Origin of the sequence: Aeromicrobium stalagmiti (assembly GCF_013283745.1) — a bacterium.
Classification (GTDB): domain Bacteria; phylum Actinomycetota; class Actinomycetes; order Propionibacteriales; family Nocardioidaceae; genus Aeromicrobium; species Aeromicrobium stalagmiti.
Genome location: NZ_JABSTZ010000002.1, coordinates 21,996 through 39,912, shown reverse-complemented (window position 1 = coordinate 39,912; position 17,917 = coordinate 21,996). Strand labels below are relative to the sequence as shown.

The 17,917-nt window shown below is 70.7% G+C and carries 20 protein-coding genes; 9 read left to right on the top strand and 11 right to left on the bottom strand.

The features are described 5' to 3' along the window. Positions 1 to 25 precede the first annotated feature (25 nt). The 4 genes from HQK15_RS09235 (at position 26) to ykgO (ending at position 1,839) form a co-directional block, all read left to right on the top strand. Positions 26 to 457: a CBS domain-containing protein gene (locus tag HQK15_RS09235; protein WP_173491187.1), complete on the top strand. Its 432-nt coding sequence runs from the start codon at positions 26 to 28 to the stop codon at positions 455 to 457. Positions 458 to 628: 171 nt separating this feature from the next. Next, a complete protein-coding gene (locus HQK15_RS09230) occupies positions 629 to 1,219 on the top strand; it encodes a PadR family transcriptional regulator (RefSeq protein WP_173491186.1) in 591 nt (196 codons plus the stop codon). Between the two features lie 27 nt (positions 1,220 to 1,246). Then, on the top strand, positions 1,247 to 1,657 hold the full coding sequence (arfB, locus tag HQK15_RS09225) for an alternative ribosome rescue aminoacyl-tRNA hydrolase ArfB (protein ID WP_173491185.1): 411 nt from the start codon (positions 1,247 to 1,249) through the stop codon (positions 1,655 to 1,657). 59 nt (positions 1,658 to 1,716) lie between these two features. After that, positions 1,717 to 1,839 carry a type B 50S ribosomal protein L36 gene (gene ykgO, locus HQK15_RS09220; RefSeq protein WP_173491184.1) on the top strand — a complete coding sequence of 41 codons (123 nt, stop codon included), beginning with the start codon at positions 1,717 to 1,719 and terminating at the stop codon, positions 1,837 to 1,839. A 123-nt stretch (positions 1,840 to 1,962) separates the two neighbouring features. Here ykgO and HQK15_RS09215 read toward each other — a convergent pair whose 3' ends face one another. Then, positions 1,963 to 2,766, bottom strand: coding sequence for an RNA polymerase sigma factor (locus tag HQK15_RS09215; protein WP_173491183.1), 804 nt, complete (start codon positions 2,764 to 2,766; stop codon positions 1,963 to 1,965). A 142-nt stretch (positions 2,767 to 2,908) separates the two neighbouring features. Between HQK15_RS09215 and HQK15_RS09210 the strand changes: the two genes are divergently transcribed. Together HQK15_RS09210 and HQK15_RS09205 are read left to right on the top strand one after the other, a co-directional pair. After that, complete coding sequence (locus tag HQK15_RS09210) at positions 2,909 to 3,073, top strand: hypothetical protein (RefSeq protein WP_173491182.1); 165 nt, start codon at positions 2,909 to 2,911, stop codon at positions 3,071 to 3,073. Positions 3,074 to 3,190: 117 nt separating this feature from the next. After that, complete coding sequence (locus HQK15_RS09205) at positions 3,191 to 3,658, top strand: hypothetical protein (protein ID WP_173491181.1); 468 nt, start codon at positions 3,191 to 3,193, stop codon at positions 3,656 to 3,658. Between the two features lie 17 nt (positions 3,659 to 3,675). Here the strand turns inward: HQK15_RS09205 and HQK15_RS09200 are convergent, their stop codons facing one another. The 4 genes from HQK15_RS09200 to hppD are packed head-to-tail and all read right to left on the bottom strand — an operon-like array spanning position 3,676 to position 8,183. Continuing rightward, positions 3,676 to 4,569, bottom strand: a complete 894-nt coding sequence (locus tag HQK15_RS09200) for a phenylalanine 4-monooxygenase (RefSeq protein WP_173491180.1) — start codon at positions 4,567 to 4,569, stop codon at positions 3,676 to 3,678. A 23-nt stretch (positions 4,570 to 4,592) separates the two neighbouring features. Next, positions 4,593 to 5,762, bottom strand: a complete 1,170-nt coding sequence (fahA, locus tag HQK15_RS09195; protein ID WP_173491179.1) for a fumarylacetoacetase — start codon at positions 5,760 to 5,762, stop codon at positions 4,593 to 4,595. A gap of 7 nt (positions 5,763 to 5,769) precedes the next feature. Next, positions 5,770 to 6,966: a homogentisate 1,2-dioxygenase gene (locus HQK15_RS09190; protein ID WP_173491178.1), complete on the bottom strand. Its 1,197-nt coding sequence runs from the start codon at positions 6,964 to 6,966 to the stop codon at positions 5,770 to 5,772. Between the two features lie 17 nt (positions 6,967 to 6,983). Then, positions 6,984 to 8,183 carry a 4-hydroxyphenylpyruvate dioxygenase gene (hppD, locus tag HQK15_RS09185; RefSeq protein ID WP_173491177.1) on the bottom strand — a complete coding sequence of 400 codons (1,200 nt, stop codon included), beginning with the start codon at positions 8,181 to 8,183 and terminating at the stop codon, positions 6,984 to 6,986. A 121-nt stretch (positions 8,184 to 8,304) separates the two neighbouring features. Here hppD and HQK15_RS09180 point away from each other — a divergent pair, with 121 nt between their 5' ends. Continuing rightward, on the top strand, positions 8,305 to 8,799 hold the full coding sequence (locus HQK15_RS09180) for an Lrp/AsnC family transcriptional regulator (RefSeq protein ID WP_173491176.1): 495 nt from the start codon (positions 8,305 to 8,307) through the stop codon (positions 8,797 to 8,799). Positions 8,800 to 8,908: 109 nt separating this feature from the next. Further along, entirely contained in the window at positions 8,909 to 9,739 is an 831-nt protein-coding gene (locus tag HQK15_RS09175; RefSeq protein WP_173491175.1) for a PhzF family phenazine biosynthesis protein, read from the top strand. Here the strand turns inward: HQK15_RS09175 and HQK15_RS09170 are convergent. After that, positions 9,717 to 11,150 carry an MFS transporter gene (locus HQK15_RS09170; RefSeq protein WP_173491174.1) on the bottom strand — a complete coding sequence of 478 codons (1,434 nt, stop codon included), beginning with the start codon at positions 11,148 to 11,150 and terminating at the stop codon, positions 9,717 to 9,719. The genes HQK15_RS09175 and HQK15_RS09170 overlap by 23 nt on opposite strands. Before the next feature lie 94 nt (positions 11,151 to 11,244). On the opposite strand from HQK15_RS09170, the gene HQK15_RS09165 reads away from it, so the two are divergent. Next, positions 11,245 to 11,835, top strand: a complete 591-nt coding sequence (locus tag HQK15_RS09165) for a TetR family transcriptional regulator (protein WP_173491173.1) — start codon at positions 11,245 to 11,247, stop codon at positions 11,833 to 11,835. A gap of 32 nt (positions 11,836 to 11,867) precedes the next feature. Here the strand turns inward: HQK15_RS09165 and HQK15_RS09160 are convergent, their stop codons facing one another. Genes HQK15_RS09160 through HQK15_RS09140 form a run of 5 tightly spaced genes read right to left on the bottom strand, consistent with a single transcriptional unit; the run spans position 11,868 to position 17,828 of the window. Beyond that, positions 11,868 to 13,244 carry an aspartate aminotransferase family protein gene (locus tag HQK15_RS09160; protein ID WP_173491172.1) on the bottom strand — a complete coding sequence of 459 codons (1,377 nt, stop codon included), beginning with the start codon at positions 13,242 to 13,244 and terminating at the stop codon, positions 11,868 to 11,870. 19 nt (positions 13,245 to 13,263) lie between these two features. Beyond that, positions 13,264 to 14,628 (bottom strand): flavin monoamine oxidase family protein, encoded by a 1,365-nt coding sequence (locus HQK15_RS09155; protein ID WP_173491171.1) that lies wholly within the window; start codon positions 14,626 to 14,628, stop codon positions 13,264 to 13,266. A gap of 1 nt (position 14,629) precedes the next feature. Next, positions 14,630 to 16,060: a gamma-aminobutyraldehyde dehydrogenase gene (locus tag HQK15_RS09150; RefSeq protein ID WP_173491170.1), complete on the bottom strand. Its 1,431-nt coding sequence runs from the start codon at positions 16,058 to 16,060 to the stop codon at positions 14,630 to 14,632. After that, positions 16,057 to 16,416 (bottom strand): cupin domain-containing protein, encoded by a 360-nt coding sequence (locus tag HQK15_RS09145; RefSeq protein ID WP_173491169.1) that lies wholly within the window; start codon positions 16,414 to 16,416, stop codon positions 16,057 to 16,059. Before HQK15_RS09145 ends, HQK15_RS09150 begins: the two co-directional genes overlap by 4 nt. Continuing rightward, positions 16,413 to 17,828: an NAD(P)/FAD-dependent oxidoreductase gene (locus tag HQK15_RS09140; RefSeq protein ID WP_173491168.1), complete on the bottom strand. Its 1,416-nt coding sequence runs from the start codon at positions 17,826 to 17,828 to the stop codon at positions 16,413 to 16,415. The genes HQK15_RS09145 and HQK15_RS09140 overlap by 4 nt, the downstream gene beginning before the upstream one ends. Between the last annotated feature and the right edge of the window lie 89 nt (positions 17,829 to 17,917).

Genomic DNA, 17,917 nt, shown 5'->3' with positions numbered 1-17,917 from the left:
AGGAACCGAGGAAGTGGAGTCCCGCATGCGCGTGAACGATGTCCTGTCATCCAAGGGGAGTGACGCGGTCTACACGATCGCTCCCGACGCCACGGTGCGCGAGCTCATGGACCGGCTCGCCGACCTGAACGTCGGCGCCCTGGTCGTGAGCACCGACGGGTCGGCGATGCTCGGCATCGTCTCCGAGCGCGACATCGTCCGCAAGCTCCGCGGCACCGAGAACGCCCGCGAGATGGCGGTGTCCGACATCATGACGACCGACGTTCGCGTGTGCTCCCCCGAGGACTCGTTCGGTGGCCTCATGGCGATCATGACCGAGCACCGCATCCGTCACGTCCCCGTCCTTGCGGACGGCCGACTCGTGGGCGTGCTCAGCATCGGGGACGCGGTCAAGCACCGCATGGAGCAGCTGGAGTTCGAGCGTGACCAGCTCAACAGCTACGTCGCGGGCGGCTGATCCCGACTGGCGCAATCCCCACCGCGAGTGGCGCAGATCCGGACGACACGCCGTCCCATTTTCCGCGGTCTGCGCCACTCGCGGTTTCTGAGGTTGACGCTCGATACCTTTTCGATATATCGTTAAGGCATCGACAACACAGTCGATACAGAACAAGAATGGGAGACCCCCATGCGAAGCAATGACTTCTCAGACATGCGCCGTCCGGCCGATCGCCGGCGCGGCAGGCACAATCCGGACCGTGGATTCGGCGGCGACCTCGGTCGCGACCTCGGCTTCGGCGGCACCGGCCCCGGTCGTCCTCGTGGCCGACGACGCGGAGGCCGCGGCGGCGACGTCCGCGCTGCGGCACTGCTCCTGCTCGCCGAGGAGCCCCAGCACGGCTACCAGCTGATCCAGGAGATCGGCCAGCGGAGCCAGGGTGCCTGGAGCCCCAGCCCAGGCTCGATCTATCCCGTGCTCCAGCAGCTCGAGGACGAGGGCCTGCTCACGTTCGAACGGGTCGACGGCCGCAAGACCGCCACGCTCACCGACGAGGGCAACGCCTACGTCACCGAGCACCGCGACGAGCTCGGCACCCCGTGGGAGGCCGCCCAGGGCGACCAGCGCCCCGAGATGCACGAGTTCGCCAGCAACCTCAAGGCGTTCATGAACGCCTGGAAGCAGGTGGCCCAGGCCGGCACGCCCGAGCAGCGCGACAAGGCCAACGCGGTCGTCGACGACGCCCGCAGGGCGATGTACCAGATCCTCGCGGACGACTGAGTCGGCCGACGACTAGTCTGGCCGACGATGAGCCATGACCGAATCGTGCGACTGCCCGAGAGCGAGATGACCTGGCGGTTCTCCCGCTCGTCGGGCGCGGGCGGTCAGCACGTCAACACGACCGACACCCGCGTCGAGCTGATCTGGTCGCTCAGCGACACCACCGTGCTCTCCCCCTCGCAGAAGGAGCTGGCCGCGACCCGGCTGAGCAACCGCCTGGTCGACGGGACGATCACGGTCGTGTCGTCGCAGTACCGCTCGCAGCATCGCAACCGCGAGGCCGCGCGCACCCGCCTGGAGGAGCTGCTGACGCAGGCTGTCATCCCGCCGAAGACTCGCCACCGGACCAAGCCCAGCCGCGGGTCGAAGCAGCGCCGCCTCGACGCCAAGAAGCGACGCAGCTCGGTCAAGCAGGGCCGCAGCGGCAGCTGGGAATAGCAGCCACCTGACAACGGTTGTCATCTGTGCCGGTATGTTCCGGCCCAGGAAGGACAGTCATGAAGGTCCGCAACTCACTCGCCTCGCTCAAGAACCAGCCCGGGTCACAGGTCGTCCGCCGCCGCGGTCGCACGTTCGTGATCAACAAGAACAACCCGCGCCTCAAGGCCCGCCAGGGCTAGGGACGCGGCACCCGGATCCGACGACGCCGTGAGCTCGCCCGAGAGGCAGCCACGGCGTCGTCGTTCGTCGTGCACCTCGCCGCGAGCCGGCGCCCGGACCACCCGCGGTCAGACCACCCGGGGTCAGGCCACGTGTCCGACGATGTCCCGGAGCTCGAGGTAGACCGCCATGCACTTCTCGCACGTCGCGAGGTGGGCGTGCACGCGCTCCTGATCGCGGACCGACGCCGCCTGCCGCAGGACGACTGCGAGTTTCGACCGGATCTCCAGGTGGTAGGACCCGCCCACCGGCTCCGCGTTGACGTGCTGCTGGACGTACGCCTCCCGCAGCCCTGACCGCGCACGGTAGACCAGTGCGGAGACGCTGTTGGGCGAGATGCCGAGATCGTCCGCGAGGTCCTGCGGCTTGTGTCCCTCGACGTCGAGCTGCCACAGGACCGTGCGCCACCTGACCGGCAGCGACTCGTACGCCGCGCGCACGCTCTCGCGCTCGAACTGGTCGACACCTGCGTCCCCGAGGTCGACGGCGCGATCGATCACGGCGTCGTCGTCGGTCGGCCGGACCCGCTGGACGGCCCGCGCGCGCCGGGCACACTCGTTGCGGATCGCGGTGTAGAGATAGGCCCGGAACGCCTCCTGCGGCCCCTTGCCGCGCTGCAGCAGGTCGAAGATGCGGGCGAACGCCTCGGACACGACGTCGTCGGACTCCTCGCGCTGCCCGAGGTGACGGGCCAGACGCAGCGCCGAGTGCTCGTAGCGCGCATAGAGCTCGCCGAAGGCATCGGTGCAGCCCTCGCGGGTGCGTTCGATCAGATGAATGTCGTCGAGCTGGTCGAGCTCGGCGAGCGCGGTGCACTCAGGTTGATGGTCCTGCTGCTGCACGGTCTGCCCCTGGATCTCCCCCGAGTCGTGAGGGTGTAACTGCATGTTTCTTTTTTGGTTCGACACGGTGATTGCCCTGGATTGGTGTCTGCAACCACAAATTCGACAGATTTTCTCGATGCCCTGATCGGACGGTTGACCAGCGCTCCCGCGGGTACGCCTGATCCCACCGACCCCAGGAGGACCCATGACCGTCGCACCCCCCGAACCCGTGCTGCCCGGCGAGGACGAGCCCGATCGCCCGGAGACCCCTGACCTGCCCGACCCGGCCTTCCCCGAGGTGCTCCCTGACGCCGAGCCCGGAGTCGAGCCCGACCGCGAGCCGGCGACGCAGCCCGACCCCGTCGGCTGACGTCCGCGGGCGACGTGATCTGCGTCGTTCCCGGGATCCGGCGTCGTCGCAGCCGATAGTCTGGGGGCTCGGCACACTCCCCTCGGCCGACCCCGACCCACCGCCAGGAGCCCTCCCATGCGGATCACGAAGACCTCGCGCGTCATCACCGCCGCCGTCATGACGACCGTCGCCACGGCGACCGTGGTGACGTTCGCCCGCGGCGACGACGCCCCGACGACGAGCGCAGCCGGACTCCCCGTGGCAGGCGGTGACTCGCCGACCGTCACCGGCGGCAGCGCCACTGCGGCCGACGACGACCCCGGCTCCGACGAGGCGAAGAGCGACGACGACGCGGCGGACTCCTCGTCCGACGCGTCGACGACCTCGGACGATGCAGGCTCGACGAAGAAGAAGCCCTCCCCGGCGACCGGCACCGGCAGCTCTGCGGCCGATCCGACGACCCCCTCGGGCGGGGACCGGCGGACCACGGCCCCGACCACCGCACCGCCGCCGCCGGCGCCCGAGCCCGAACCTGAGCCCGAGCCCAGCCCGACGCCGAAGCCGCCCAAGAAGGGGCTGCTCGAGACGCTGCTCGGGATGTAGTCCCGACGCCGTCGGGGTCAGCCGACCCCGACGGACGCCCGCAGGGCGCCGATCGACTCGTCGTCGCAGCTCGCCCAGAAGCCTCCCACCACGTCCTCGACGTGGGCGAAGGAGTCGGCCGCGAACAGCACCTGTTGGTAGTGCGTGATGTCGTAGTCGGTCGTGCCCATCGTCACCACGTCGAGCGGCCTGATCGTCATGCCGCGGAACTCCTCGATCTCGCCGGGGCTCGACAGGATGCCCGCCCCGTACGCCTTGAGCCCGTCGGCCTCGTGCACCACGCCGAACTCCAGCGTGAACCAGAAGACCTTGCTGACGAACTCCAGAGCGCCCTCCGTCTCGACCCGCCGCGCCGCCGCACCCGCTGCCTCGTAGAGGTCGGTGAACCGGCGGTCAGCGAGGGTGTTGCCGTGGCCCACCACCTCGTGCAGGACGTCGGGCTCCGGCGTGTAGAGCGGCACGGAGTGGTGACGGACGTACTGCGTGGCCCAGAAGCCGTGGTCGGCCAGCGCCCCGTAGAAGTCGCGCAGCGGCACGAGGCCGGCGGCCGGTCGATAGCGGAAGCCCGTCAGGGGCTCGATGCGGTCGGAGAGCTCCTCGAGCTGGGGCACCCGGTCGAGCGGCAGGCCGAGGGCCTCCTTGCCCTCGAGGAACTCCCGGCACGCGTAGGTGCGGTGCTTGTCGGCCAGGTCGTCGCACACGACGCGCCACACCTCGTGCTCGGCGTCGGTGTAGGCCACCTGCGGCGCGGGCTCGCCCGGCGTCCACCGGTCGGCCGTCGTGGCGATGAGGTCACGACGCTCGCGGTAGACCGGGTCGTCGAGTCCCGGGTGACCGGCTCCGAGCTGCACGGACAGGCTGCCGTCACCCCTGGCGACGACCGGTGCGAAGTACTGACCTTCTTCGAACATGGTTCCTCCTCACGGCGATCGCGTCATGCGATCACCTGTCCGTCGACCTGACCCAGCTCGATGTGCGTGCCGTCGGCCAGCCGCGCCGTGGCGGCGATGCAGACGTGGTCTCCGTCGCGCAGGAACGTGCGGGTGGACCCGTCGTCGAGCGTCACGGGCTCCGCGCCGTTCCACGACAGCTCGAGCAGGGAGCCGCGCTGGCCTGCCTCCGGCCCACTGACGGTGCCCGACGCGTACAGGTCACCCGTTCGCAACGACGCCCCGTTGACCGTCAGGTGGGCCAGCATCTGCGCAGCCGTCCAGTACACCGACGAGAACGGCGCCCGCGAGACGACCGTGCCCTCGATCGTCACGACCAGCTCGAGGTCGAGGCCCCACGGCTGCTCGTCGCGCAGGTAGGGCAGCGGCTCGGGGTCGCGGGGCGGTGGGGAGACCCGAGCGTGCTCGAGCGCGGCCAGGGGCACGATCCACGGTGACACCGACGTCGCGAACGACTTGCCGAGGAACGGGCCGAGGGGCACGTACTCCCAGGCCTGGATGTCGCGCGCGGACCAGTCGTTGACGACGCAGATGCCGAAGACGTGCTGGTCGAACGCGCTGATCGGCACCGGCTCGCCCGGGGTCGACGCCGCCCCGACGACGAAGCCGATCTCGGCCTCGAGGTCGAGCCGGGCGGTCGGGCCGAAGCCGACCGTGCCGTCGGCCGCGCGGGTCTGGCCGGACGGACGGCGGACCGGCGTCCCCGACACCACGACCGTCCCGGCGCGACCGTGGTAGCCGATCGGCAGGTGCTTCCAGCTCGGCGGAAGTGCCTCGCCGTCGGGGCGGAAGATCCGGCCCACGGTGGTGGCATGGTGCTCCGAGGCGTAGAAGTCGACGTAGTCGGCGACCGCGAAGGGCAGGAGCAGCTCGACGTCGCCACCAGGCAGGAGGTGCTCGGCGAGAGCCGCGTCATCCCGCTCGACGTGGGTAGCCAGCGCCAACCGCACCTCGTGCCACACCTGCGGCCCGGCGGCGAGCAACGCGTCCAGCGACCCGCCACCGAACAGGTCACGTCGCCCGGGCACCACGGTCGCCGCGGCGGCCGTCAGGTCGAGGACGTCCGTGCCGATGCCGACGCCGACACACGCCCTGTCGTCGCCAGGGCGGACGAACGAGCAGTAGGGCAACGTCGTGCGGCCGAAGTCGGTCATGCCGCCGTCACCGACCCCACGACCAGGCGTACTGACCGTCGTCGCAGGCCCGTCCCCCTTCGCCCAGCTCGAGCGGACGGAACGTGTCGACCATGACCGCCAGCTCGTCGAACGACTCCGCCCCGAGGCTCGCCTCGATCGCCGACGGCTGCGGGCCGTGCGAGTGGCCGCCCGGGTGCAGCGACACCGACCCGCGGCCGATGCCCGATCCCTTGCGCGCCTCGTAGTCACCGGCGACGTAGAACATGACCTCGTCGGAGTCGACGTTGGAGTGGTAGTAGGGCACCGGGATCGCCAGCGGGTGGTAGTCGACCTTGCGCGGCACGAAGTTGCAGATCACGAAGTTGGTGCCCTCGAAGACCTGGTGCACCGGCGGCGGCTGGTGCACCCGGCCGGTGATCGGCTCGAAGTCGGCGACGTTGAACGCATACGGATAAAGACACCCGTCCCAGCCCACGACGTCGAACGGGTGCTGCGGCACGACGTGGACCGATCCGCCGAGGCCGAGCGGTCCGGAGCCGCGGTGCTTGATGAAGACCTCGACATCGGTCTCGTCCAGCATCCGGGGCTCGCCCGGGCCCCGCAGGTCGCGCTCGCAGTAGGGAGCGTGCTCGAGCAGCTGGCCGAACTTGGAGAGATAGCGCCGCGGGGGGCTGATGTGGCTGTTGGCCTCGATGCAGTACGCCCGGACGCCCGCCTCGTTGCCCGGGCCCACGGAGGGCACCCAGCGGTGGGTCGTGGCGCGCGGCACGACGAGGTAGTCGCCCGGCCCGAAGGCGATGTCGCCGAAGACCGTCTCGAGGGTCCCCGAGCCGTCCTCGATGAACACGCACTCGTCGCCCGTCGCGTTGCGGTAGAGCGGCGACGCCTCGTCCGCCACGACGTAGGAGATGCGCACGTCGGCGTTGGCGAGCACGAGGCGCCTGCTGGTGACGAGGTTACGGCCGGCGCGATCGTCGAAGAGGTCGTGCAGCGCGAGGTGGCGTGCGAGCAGCGGCTCGTTGGGCGTCGTCGAGAGGTCGGGCAGCTCCCACGTCCGGGTGTCGACGATCGCCGAGGGGACACCCCGGTGGTAGAGCAGCGACGAGTCCGAGGAGAACCCCTCCTCCCCCATCAGCTCCTCGCGGTAGAGCGAGCCGTCGGGGGCGCGGTGCTGCGTGTGGCGCTTGGGCGGGATGCTGCCGGCCCGGCGGTAGTGCGCCATCTCAGCTGCCCCCTGCCCTAGAAGTTGCCACGGAGCGCCTGCTCGCGCTCGATCGCCTCGAACAGCGCCTGGAAGTTGCCCTTGCCGAAGCCGAGCGACCCGTGCCGCTCGATGAGCTCGAAGAAGACGGTGGGACGGTCGCCGATCGGCTTGGTGAAGATCTGCAGGAGGTAGCCGTCCTCGTCGCGGTCGACGAGGATCCCCCGCGACTGCAGCTCGTCGATCGGCACCCGGACCTCACCGATGCGCTCGCGCAGCGCCGGGTCGGTGTAGTAGGAGTCGGGCGTCGCGAGGAACTCGATGCCGGCGGCGCGCAGCCGGTCGACGGTCTCGACGATGTCGTGGGTCGCGAGGGCGAGGTGCTGCGCACCCGGGCCGCGGTAGAACTCCAGGTACTCGTCGATCTGCGACTTCTTCTTGCCGACGGCCGGCTCGTTGAGCGGGAACTTCACGCGGTGGTTGCCACTGGCCACGACCTTGCTCATCAGGGCCGAGTACTCGGTCGCGATGTCGTCGCCGACGAACTCGGCCATGTTGGTGAAGCCCATGATCCGGTTGTAGAAGTCGACCCACTCGTCCATGTGGCCGATCTCGACGTTGCCGACCACGTGGTCGAGCGCCTCGAAGATGCGTCTGGGCGCGTCGGCGGCTCGCACCAGCGACGACGACCGGGCGACGTAGCCCGGCAGGTAGGGCCCGTCGTAGCCGCTGCGGTCGACCAGGGTGTGGCGGGTGTCGCCATAGGCCGCGATGGCTGCGACCCGCACCGTCCCGTGCTCGTCGGTGACGTCGTGCGGCTCCTGGAGGATCGTGGCGCCCTCGGCCCGGGCGTGGTCGATGCAGGTGTCGACGTCGGGCACCTCGAGCGCGATGTCGGTGATGCCGTCACCGTGCAGACGGTGGTGGTCGAGCACGGGGCTGTCCGGGTCGACGCCACCCTTCAGGACGAACCGCACCGCACCGCTCTCCAACACGTACGCGTGGTGGTCGCGGTTGCCGGTCGCCGGGCCTGAGTAGGCGACGAGGTCCATGCCGAACGCGGACATGTAGAAGTGCGCCGACTGCGTCGCGTTGCCGACGGCCCACACCACGGCGTCCCAGCCGGTGACGGGGAACGGGTCGGTCGCGGGATCGTGCTCGACCAGACCGACCAGCTGACGCAGCTGGGCGAGATCGAGGTCGGCAAGGCGTTCGGCGTCGGTCAGGTCGAGGGTCATGTGACCCAGCACACCCCATGCGTCCCGGATGGGCAACCGGCCCACTGCAAGGTGGTCAACCATGCCAACACAGCGCATCATGGAGACAAGCAACTAGGCAGATTGACGAGATGGAGTCACGATGGACCAGCTGGATGTCGCACTCGTCGAGGCCATGCACGCCCACCCGCGGGTCGGCGACCTCGAGCTGTCCCGGCTCACCCACGTCGCCCGTGCGACCGTGCAGTCCCGCCTCGCCAAGCTCGAGGAGGCCGGCGTCATCACCGGCTACGGCCCTGACATCGACCTGGTCGCAGCCGGCCATCCCGTGCTCGCGTTCGTGACGCTCGAGATCGTCCAGGGCTCGCTCGACGCAGTGACCGTCGAGCTCGACTCGCTGCCCAACGTGCTGGAGGCCTACATCACGAGCGGCAACGCCGACGTCGTGTGCAAGATCGCCGCGACGTCGCACGAGGACCTCAAGGACACGCTGCTGCACATCAGCCAGTCCGGGTCGGTGGCCAGGTCGACCAGCGTCATCGTGCTGTCCGAGCTGGTCCCTCCGCGCGTCCTGCCGATGCTGCGCAAGGGGGCCGCAGAGGGACCGACGCGGTCACCGTCGTTCCGACCCGCCTGACGGGTCCTGCTCGGCGAGCCGCTTGAGGGCCGATGGCGTCCGCCGACAGGCTCCGTCGCGATCGCGGTGCGGCGACCGCCTTCCGCACCAGCGTTGCTAGCGTCGACACATGCGCGGTTTCAGCCAGGTCGACGTGTTCGCCTCCGAGCTCACGCTCGGCAACCCGGTCGCCGTCGTGCACGATGCCGACGACCTCGACGACGAGCAGATGGCCGGCTTCGCCCGCTGGACCAACCTGTCCGAGACGACCTTCCTGCTGCGGCCGTCGACACCGGACGCCGACTACCGGGTCCGCATCTTCACGACGGCGCGCGAGCTGCCGTTCGCGGGGCATCCGACCCTCGGGTCGGCCCGCGCCTGGCTGGCTGCCGGCGGACGTCCCCGGCGGGACGACGAGCTGGTGCAGGAGTGCGCCGCGGGCCTCGTGCGCGTGCGGGTCGACGGCGACCGGCTCGCCTTCGCCGCTCCCCCGCTGCTGCGGGACGGGCCCATCGATCCCGGCGAGCTCGCCGAGGTCGTCGCCGCGCTCGGGCTCGACCCGGCCCGGGTCGTCGACGCCACCTGGGCCGACAACGGGCCCGGCTGGGCCGCCCTGCTCCTCGACAGCGCTCGGACCGTCCTCGCGCTTGATCCTGACCCCGCACGGTTCGGGGTGATCGACAAGGTGGGCGTCGTCGGGCCCCACCCCGATGGATCGGACGCGGCGTTCGAGGTCCGCGCCTTCGTGCCCGGATCGATCGGCGAGGACCCCGTCACCGGGAGCCTCAACGCGTCGATCGGGCAGTGGCTGACGTCGACCGGCCGTGCCCCTGCGTCGTACGTCGCCGCCCAGGGCACGCGGCTGCAGCGCCGCGGCCGCGTGCACGTCGACCGGACGGACGACGACGTCTGGGTCGGTGGTCAGGCGACCGTCGGCGTCACGGGGTCGGTGGCGCTGTAGCCCGGTGCGGGATCAGCAGCACCATCACCGCGGCGAGCACCGCCGCACCGCCGCAGATCGCGAAGAGCTGCTGGTAGGCGGTCAGTGACGGCGCCGCGATGTTGCCGATCAGCACCGTGTTCGCGGCCAGGATGCTGCCGCCGATCGCGCTGGCCAGCGAGCTGCCCAGGCTGCGGAACAGGGAGTTGAGCCCGTTGGCCGCGGCGATCTCGCCGGGCGGCGTGTGCGCGTTGATCAGCGCCGGCATCGCGGCATAGCCGACGCCCGTGCCGGCCCCCACGATCGTGGCGCCGACGATGACCTGCCACAGCGAGTCGTGCACGACGATGCGCAGGAGGAAGCCCGCGGCGACGATCACGGCCCCGAGCGCGAGGGTCTGCGGGGCGCCGCGACGTTCGATGAGCCTGGCCGCGACGGGCGAGAGCAGCAGCATCGCCAGGCCGCCCGGCAGCATGGCCAGGCCCCCGACGAGCAGGCTCGACCCGAAGCCGTAGCCGCTCGACTCGGGCGCCTCGACGTACGACGCGGTGCCGATGAACGAGGCGAACAGCGCGAACCCGAACAGGATCGAGGCGACGTTGGTCAGCACGATCGGGCGCCGCCCGAGCGCCCGGAGGTCGACCAGTGCGTCCGCGGTCCGCAGCTGCGTCCAGCCGAAGACCGCGATGATCACCACGGAGGCCGCCAGCAGGATCCAGATGCGGGGGTCGCCCCAGCCCCAGGCAGACCGCTGGGCCAGCGGGAGGAGGAGGCAGATGAGACCTGCGGCGAGCAGCACGGCGCCGACGTAGTCGACGCGGCCGCCGCTGCGTCCCGGGGCCTCGGGCACGATCGTCAGGATGCCCGTGAACGCGACCAGGCCGGCCCCGAAGGTGATCCAGAACAGCACGTGGAAGTCGGCGTGCTCCGCGACGAAGCCGGCCAGCGGCAGCCCCAGCGCGCCACCGATGCCGAGCATTGCGCTGACGAGGGCGATCGCCGAGCCCACCTTCTCGCGCGGCAGGACCGCCGCGAGCAGGCTGATGCCCAGCGGGATCGCCGCCGCCGAGACGCCCTGGATCGCGCGGCCGGTGATGAGCAGACCGATGTTGTCCGTCACGGCGGTCAGGAGGGAGCCGACCACCAGCGCGCCGACTGCGACCAGCAGCAGGAGCCGCTTGCCGTACATGTCGCCGAGCCGGCCCATGATCGGCACCGACACCGCGGCGGCGAGCAGGGTCGACGTGAGCAGCCAGTTGACGTTGCTCGCCGAGGTGTCGAGCTCGGCCGGGAGGATCGACAGCACGGGGATCAGCAACGACTGGGCCAGCGCCACGACGAGGGCGCCCAGGCCCACCATGACGAGCTCGAGGGTCGCCCGTCGTGGGGAGGTGGTGCGCACCGGTGAGGTCGCGAGGACGTGGTCGGTCATGAGTCGCTTCTTCCACAGAGACAGGGGAACAGAGACACCATATGCCCACTGTGTCACCAAGTGCCAATCGGGGCACTCGCGCTATGATCAGGCCATGACTGCCGAGATGACCCTGCGCGACCACGCCCGTGCTGCGGTGCGTGACGAGGTGGCGCGCCACGCGTGGCGGCTGTTCGCCCAGCAGGGCTTCGAGGCCACGACGATCGACCAGATCGCCGAGGCGTCCGGGATGTCACGACGCACGTTCTTCCGCTACTTCACCGGCAAGGACGAGCTCGTCCTGTCGCGCCTCATCGAGTCCGGCGACCGCATCGGCGATGCCCTGCGCGCCCGTCCAACCGACGAGCCGGCGTGGCCCGCCCTGCGCGCAGCGTTCCAGCACCTCGTCGAGCTGCAGGAGGAGCACGCCGACGTCGCTCGACCCCTGCAGCTGATGCTGCGCGACGAGCCGGCGCTGCGGGCGACCCAGCAGGAGCGCCGTGCGCTCTGGACCGAGCTGCTCGCACCGCTCGTCGCCCAACGCCTCTCGGCCCGTCGACGGCGTCGCGGGCCCGACACCCGGGCCGTCGCGGTGACCGGCAGCGCACTCGCCTGCTTCGACGCCGCCCAAGTGGCATGGGCCGAGAACCCGGGCGTGCCGCTCGCGGCGCTCCTCGACGAGGCGATGGAGTCAGTCAGCGCCTAGCACCGCCCGTCCCACCCGGGGTCAGGGCTGGATCAGCCGACGCCCATGTGCTTGCCGGCATCACGCAGGACGTCGGTGAGGCCGGCGACGATGTCGTCGAGCAGGGCGGCGTCGCTGATCAGCGGCGGCGCGATCTGCAGCACCGCGTCCCCGCGGTCGTCGCACCGGGCGATGAGGCCGGCCTCGCGCAGCCGCCTCGGCAGGAAGCCCCTGAGCAGGTCGTTGCGCTCGTCCTGGTCGAACCGGGTGGCCGCATCGTCCTTGACGAGCTCCATGGCCCAGAAGAAGCCGGCCCCCCGCACGTCGCCGACGATCGGCAGGTCGAGCAGGTGCTGCAGGCGACCCTCCAGCGGCCCCGCCTGGTCCCGGACGTTCTCGAGCACGTGGTCGCGCTCGATGATCTCGATGTTCTTCAGCGCCATGACCGCGCTCAGCGGATGACCGCCGAACGTGATGCCGTGACGGAAGACCCGCTGCGCATCGACGAGCGGCTCCAGCACCCGTGACCGCGCCAGCAGCGCACCCATCGGCGCATAGGCCGAGGTCAGGCCCTTCGCGACGCTGATCAGGTCGGGCGCCACGCCCTCGCGCGAGACAGCGAACCACTCACCGATGCGGCCGAAGCCGGTGATGACCTCGTCGGCCATCAGCAGCGCGCCGTGACGATCGGCGAGCTCGCGCAGCCCCGCCCAGTAGCCGGGCGGCGGCGTCAGGCAGCCACCGGCGTTCTGCACCGGCTCCGCGATGATGAGCGCGACCTCGTCGGGCCCGGCCGCGACGATCGCCGCCTCCATCTCGTGGAGCAGCCGGCGCGTGAACGTCTCCGGGTCGCCGGCGTCGGCCGCACGGAACGCGTTGGTGTTCGACACGTGGCTGACGTCGATCGGGGGTGCGCCGAAGCCGTCCTTGAACGGCATGACGCCGGTGAACGACAGCGCTCCGAGCGTCACGCCGTGGTAGGCGGTGCGCCGGGCGATCGCCTTGGTGCGCTGAGGCTGCCCGATCGCGATGAAGTGCTCCCGCACGAGCTTCCAGCCGGACTCGACCGACTCGGAGCCGCCGCCGGTGAAGAAGACCCGGTAGTCGTCGGCCGGCGCGAGACCACTGATGCGCTCGGCGAGCTCGATCGCCGGCGGGTGGGCGGTGTTCCAGTTGGTGTTGAACGCGAGCTTCTTCAGCTGCGCCGACGCGACCTCGGCCATCTCGTCGCCGTAGGAGTAGCCGAGCTGCGAGCAGAACAGGCTCGACAGTGCGTCGATGTAGCGACGCCCCTGCGTGTCGAAGACATACGGCCCCTCGCCGCGGTCGAGCACCAGCAGGTCGTCGACCTCCTGCTTCGCGAAGTGCAGGATCAGGTGGTCGCGCGCCGACTGCTGCAGCCGGTCGTGATCGGGACTGGGGACGTTCATGACTCACACCTCTCGTGCGTCAGGGATGGATGATGTTCTGGGCCAGCTCGGCACCGACGCGCAGGGCGCCGTCGACGTGCTGGAAGCCGAGGCCGGCGACGTCGGAGCTGCCGATCTGGATCGGCCCGACGGCCTCCCGCAGGCGCGGGCCGAACCGGGTCAGGCCGCCGAGGTCGAAGCTCGAACCGTACGCACCGCTGCCGAGCTCCTCGGACGTCCAGTCGCTCTCGAAGTACGTCAGCGGCGTGGTCGCCTCGGGCCCGAAGTAGGTCGCCAGCGACTCGAGGATCAGCTCGCGCCGACGGTCGGCGTCGAGCGCCAGCACGGTGTCGGCCTGCTCGTCGGACACGAAGCCCACGAGCGTGCCGCGCTCCTCGTCGTGATTGGTGTTGTCGTACGCCTCGTGGACCGTCAGGTAGGGGCTGAAGGCCGTGCCCGAGAGGCCCGCTTCGCGCCAGAACGGGGTCGCGTAGGTCGCGTGGACCTTGATGACCTGGCCGAACGAGTGGTGCTGACGGGTCTCGCGCTGGATCGAGGGCAGGGGCGGCTCGAACCGCACCCGGGTGACCGCGGTCGGCGGGATCGCGAGCACCAGGTGCCGTGCCGTGACGGTCAGGTCGCCGGACGTCACCGTGACGCCCGCGTCGGTCCAGCGGACCTTCTCGACGTCGTGGGAGGTCCGCACCGCATCACCCAGGTGCTCAGCCAGGCGCAGCGGCACCTGCTGCAGGCCGCCGATGACGCGCTTGTCGAGGATGAACTCGGAGTCGACGAGGTTGCTGAAGCTGCCGGCGCTCGCGGCCATCTGCACGGCCTGCAGGGCGGAGAAGGTGTGGGCGGGCTTGGTCAGCATCGCCTGGGCGATGAACATCGCGATGTTGTCGCGCGCCTCGGCATGGGTCGACCCCTGCTCGAGCCACGCGAGGAAGGTGACCTGGTCGAGCTCTCGCGCCCCGGGCATCTCCCAGGGGCGTGCAGGATCCATCTGCGCCGAGAGCTCGTCGAGCACCTCGGTGAGCCGGTTCATCTCGGCCTCGACCTCGGGGTCGACCGGCAGGACCTCGCCGGTGAACGTCCGGCGCACCCCGTCGAGCCCGACGTAGACCGAGTCGCCGTCGCGGTGGCGCTCGAAGGTCTCGAGGCCAAGCTCCTCGAGCATCGCGAGCAGCGCCTCCTGGTCGGGCGAGACCCACTGGCCGCCGATCTCGAGGTCGACACCGTCGACCTCGTCGGTCCACAGCCGCCCGCCGACCCGTTCGCGTGCCTCGAGCACGAGCACCGAGCGCCCGGCCTTCTGCGCGGCGTACGCGGCCGAGAGCCCCGTCGCTCCCGCGCCGACCACCAGGACGTCCACCTGGGTGCTCGTCGGAGTGCTGTCCGTCATCTCATGCCTCCACGTTGCTCATGACGTGCTTGACCCGGGTGTACTCCTCGAGCCCGTACGCCGACAGGTCCTTGCCGTGCCCCGACGCGCCGAATCCACCGTGTGGCATCTCGGAGCAGAACGGGATGTGAGTGTTGACCCACACGCAGCCGAAGTCGAGGTCGGCGGTCATCCGCAGCGCCCGGCCGTGGTCCTTGGTCCACACGCTCGCGGCGAGACCGTAGGGCACGTCGTTGGCCAGGTCGGTCGCCTCGTCATCGGTCGTGAAGGGCTGGATCGTGAGCACGGGTCCGAACACCTCCTGCTGCACGATCGCGTCGTCCTGCCTCACCCCGGAGATGATGGTGGGCTCGAAGTAGAAGCCGTCGCCGGCCACGCGGGAGCCGCCCGTCTCGATCGTGGCGTGGTCGCCCAGGCCAGCGATCTTCGCCTCCACCGACGCGAGGTGACCGGCGTTGTTGAGCGCGCCGTAGGCCGCCTGGTCGTCGTCGGGCTGGCCCGGCGCGGACGACCTGGCCTGCTGCACCAGCAGGGCGAGGAGCTCGTCGTGGACGCTCTCGTGCGCGATCACCCGGGTCGCGGCGGTGCAGTCCTGGCCCGCGTTGAAGAACCCGCCGACAGCGATGCCCTCGGCGGCGGCCTGCAGGTCGGCGTCGGCGAACACGACGGCCGGGGCCTTGCCACCCAGCTCCAGATGGGCCCGCTTGAGGTTGCGGGCTGCCGAGACGGCGACCTCGATGCCGGCGCGCACCGAGCCGGTGATCGCGACGAGGCCCGGCACCGGGTGCTCGACCAGCAGCCGGCCGGTGTCGGCGTTGCCGTTGACGACGTTGAAGACACCCGCGGGCAGGATCTCGCCGGCGATCTCGGCCAGGCGCACGGTCGACCGCGGGGTCGTGTCGCTGGGCTTGAGGACGATCGTGTTGCCCGCCGCGAGCGCCGGCGCGATCTTCCAGATCGCCATCGCGAACGGATAGTTCCACGGCGTCACCTGGGCAACGACGCCGATCGGCTCACGCCGGATGCTCGACGACAGCCCCTCGACGTACTCGGCCGTCGCCTTTCCCTCGAGCAGACGCGCGGCACCTGCGAAGAACCGCAGCTGGTCGACACCCTGGTCGATCTCCTCGGTCGCGATGTGCGCCTTGACCTGACCCGTGTCACGAGCCTGCAGGTCGACCAGCTCGTCACGGGCCGCCTCGATCGCGTCGGCGATCTGCAGCAGCGCCAGCTGACGCGCCTTGGGCGTCGTGCGCCTCCAGCCCTTCGACGCCGCGAGCGCTGCCGCGAACGCCGCGTCGACCTCATCGGCCGTCGAGATCGGTGACCGACCGTCGGCCCGGCCCGTCGTCGGGTCCACGAGCTCGATGAAGTCGGTCGCGGCCGAGTCGACCAGCGACCCGTCGACGTAGTTCTGGATCGTGTCGGTCATGCGGGGGAATCCTCCGGGTCGGGCAGCAGGACGTAGATCTTGCGCAGGGTCTCGGTGATGGTCCAGGTCGTCCGCTCGCCCGCCCGGAGGCGCACGACGCAGCCGGGCCCGACAGTCACCACCTCGCCGTCCTCGAACGCCACCTCGCCACGCCCTGACAGGACGACGAAGACCTCGTCGGCCTCCGTGTCGGTGACGGTTCCCCCGGTGAGCTCCCAGATGCCGATCTCGACACCGGCGTCGAGCAGCGTCGACGACGAGGCGGTGGGCGTCCCGGCGACGACGTCGGCCGGGTCGAGCCCGTCGAAGGTCAGCGCAGCGGCCAGCGCGTCGGCGCTGAGCACCCGGGCCGTCACGAGTCGAACCCCAGCCCGAGCCGGTCGAGCGTGCGCAGCATCAGGTTGCGCCGCCCCTCGCGGTGGTCTGCCCGGTCCAGCGACCACTTGGTGGCCTCGATGCCGATCTTGGCGAACGGCTCGGGCGGGAACGGCAGCGGCTTCTTGCGCACCATCTCCAGCTGGGTCCGCGGCGTCGACTCCCCGGCGAGCCGGTCGAGCATGACCTCCGCGGCGAACCGGGTCGCCGCGACACCGAGGCCGGTGAAGCCGCCGGCGTACGCGACGCGGCCACGACGGGCCAGTCCGTGGAACGCGCAGAACTGGGTCGACGTGTCGATCGCGCCGGCCCACCGGTGGCTGAAGCCCAGCCCCTCGAGCTGCGGATAGGTCGTGAAGAAGTGCGACGCCAGCGTCCGGTACGACGCGTCGCGGTCCTCGTACTCCGGGCGCACCTGCCGGCCGGCGTGATAGACGGCGTCGTAGCCGCCGTAGAGGATCCGGCCGTCGGCCGTCGGCCGGGAGTAGTGGAACTGGTTGGCCAGGTCGCTGACGCCCTGCCTGTTGTGCCAGCCGATCGACGCCTGCTGGGCCGCGCTGAGCGGCTCGGTCATCAGCACGTAGTCGTAGACCGGCACGGTCGCCAGGCGGGCCCGACGCAGCAGCGGTCGGAACACGTTGGTCGCGAGCGCGACCTGTCGGCTGCGCACCACGCCGCGGGAGGTCCGGACGTCGACCGCCCCCCGCAGGCCCGAGTGCAGGCCGGACACCGCCGAGTGCTCGTGGATCTCGACGCCCAGGTCGACCGCGACCCGCGCCAGCTCGTGGGCGAGACGCGCAGGGTGTACCAGCGCGCTGTCGTCCTTGACCCAGCGACCGGCCGCGAAGATCGGGCTGGCGATCTGCGCCTGCACCGCCTCGCGGTCGAGCCACTCGCCGTGGTCGTCCTCCTGGAGCCACCTGACCTGGTGCGGCTCGTAGGCCACGTTGAGGACGCCGGTGCGCTCGAGCTGGACGTCCATCCCGAGGTCGGCCACGTCGCGCTCGAGGGCGTCGAGGTTGTCCAGCCCCATCTGCTCGAGGGTGTCGTACTCGTCGGGCCAGCGGCTGCGCCCGTTGTCCTCACCATGGGTCAGGCTCGCCTCGGCGAACCCGCCGTTGCGGCCCGACGCCGCCCAGCCGATCGTCTCGGCCTCGAGCAGAACGATGCGCGCCGAGGGGTCACGTCGCTGAGCCAGCACGGCCGTCCAGAGGCCGCAGTAGCCACCTCCCACGATCGTCAGGTCGGCGTCGCGTGCACCCACCAGCTGCGGGTGGTCGGCCGGCGACACGTCGTCGAGCCAGAACACGCCGTGGCGGGACGGGCGGAGCGCGTCGTCCACGAGACCGGGCGCGGGAGCCTGGCGCTCGAACACCGTGCTGTGGCGGCTCATCAGGCTCCTTGGACGTCGGTGCTCCCATCCTCCCCTCCCCGGCCCGTCGACACCATGGTCAAGGTGTTGCGTTCACGCTTCGCAGGTGG

What these genes read in the sequence shown, in the direction of transcription:
- HQK15_RS09235 (WP_173491187.1), top strand. Translation starts at nt 26, where the DNA reads ATGCGCGTGAACGATGTCCTGTCATCCAAGGGGAGTGACGCGGTCTAC.
- HQK15_RS09230 (WP_173491186.1), top strand. Translation starts at nt 629, where the DNA reads ATGCGAAGCAATGACTTCTCAGACATGCGCCGTCCGGCCGATCGCCGG.
- arfB (WP_173491185.1), top strand. Translation starts at nt 1,247, where the DNA reads ATGAGCCATGACCGAATCGTGCGACTGCCCGAGAGCGAGATGACCTGG.
- ykgO (WP_173491184.1), top strand. Translation starts at nt 1,717, where the DNA reads ATGAAGGTCCGCAACTCACTCGCCTCGCTCAAGAACCAGCCCGGGTCA.
- HQK15_RS09215 (WP_173491183.1), bottom strand. Translation starts at nt 2,766, where the DNA reads ATGCAGTTACACCCTCACGACTCGGGGGAGATCCAGGGGCAGACCGTG.
- HQK15_RS09210 (WP_173491182.1), top strand. Translation starts at nt 2,909, where the DNA reads ATGACCGTCGCACCCCCCGAACCCGTGCTGCCCGGCGAGGACGAGCCC.
- HQK15_RS09205 (WP_173491181.1), top strand. Translation starts at nt 3,191, where the DNA reads ATGCGGATCACGAAGACCTCGCGCGTCATCACCGCCGCCGTCATGACG.
- HQK15_RS09200 (WP_173491180.1), bottom strand. Translation starts at nt 4,569, where the DNA reads ATGTTCGAAGAAGGTCAGTACTTCGCACCGGTCGTCGCCAGGGGTGAC.
- fahA (WP_173491179.1), bottom strand. Translation starts at nt 5,762, where the DNA reads ATGACCGACTTCGGCCGCACGACGTTGCCCTACTGCTCGTTCGTCCGC.
- HQK15_RS09190 (WP_173491178.1), bottom strand. Translation starts at nt 6,966, where the DNA reads ATGGCGCACTACCGCCGGGCCGGCAGCATCCCGCCCAAGCGCCACACG.
- hppD (WP_173491177.1), bottom strand. Translation starts at nt 8,183, where the DNA reads ATGACCCTCGACCTGACCGACGCCGAACGCCTTGCCGACCTCGATCTC.
- HQK15_RS09180 (WP_173491176.1), top strand. Translation starts at nt 8,305, where the DNA reads ATGGACCAGCTGGATGTCGCACTCGTCGAGGCCATGCACGCCCACCCG.
- HQK15_RS09175 (WP_173491175.1), top strand. Translation starts at nt 8,909, where the DNA reads ATGCGCGGTTTCAGCCAGGTCGACGTGTTCGCCTCCGAGCTCACGCTC.
- HQK15_RS09170 (WP_173491174.1), bottom strand. Translation starts at nt 11,150, where the DNA reads ATGACCGACCACGTCCTCGCGACCTCACCGGTGCGCACCACCTCCCCA.
- HQK15_RS09165 (WP_173491173.1), top strand. Translation starts at nt 11,245, where the DNA reads ATGACTGCCGAGATGACCCTGCGCGACCACGCCCGTGCTGCGGTGCGT.
- HQK15_RS09160 (WP_173491172.1), bottom strand. Translation starts at nt 13,244, where the DNA reads ATGAACGTCCCCAGTCCCGATCACGACCGGCTGCAGCAGTCGGCGCGC.
- HQK15_RS09155 (WP_173491171.1), bottom strand. Translation starts at nt 14,628, where the DNA reads ATGACGGACAGCACTCCGACGAGCACCCAGGTGGACGTCCTGGTGGTC.
- HQK15_RS09150 (WP_173491170.1), bottom strand. Translation starts at nt 16,060, where the DNA reads ATGACCGACACGATCCAGAACTACGTCGACGGGTCGCTGGTCGACTCG.
- HQK15_RS09140 (WP_173491168.1), bottom strand. Translation starts at nt 17,828, where the DNA reads ATGAGCCGCCACAGCACGGTGTTCGAGCGCCAGGCTCCCGCGCCCGGT.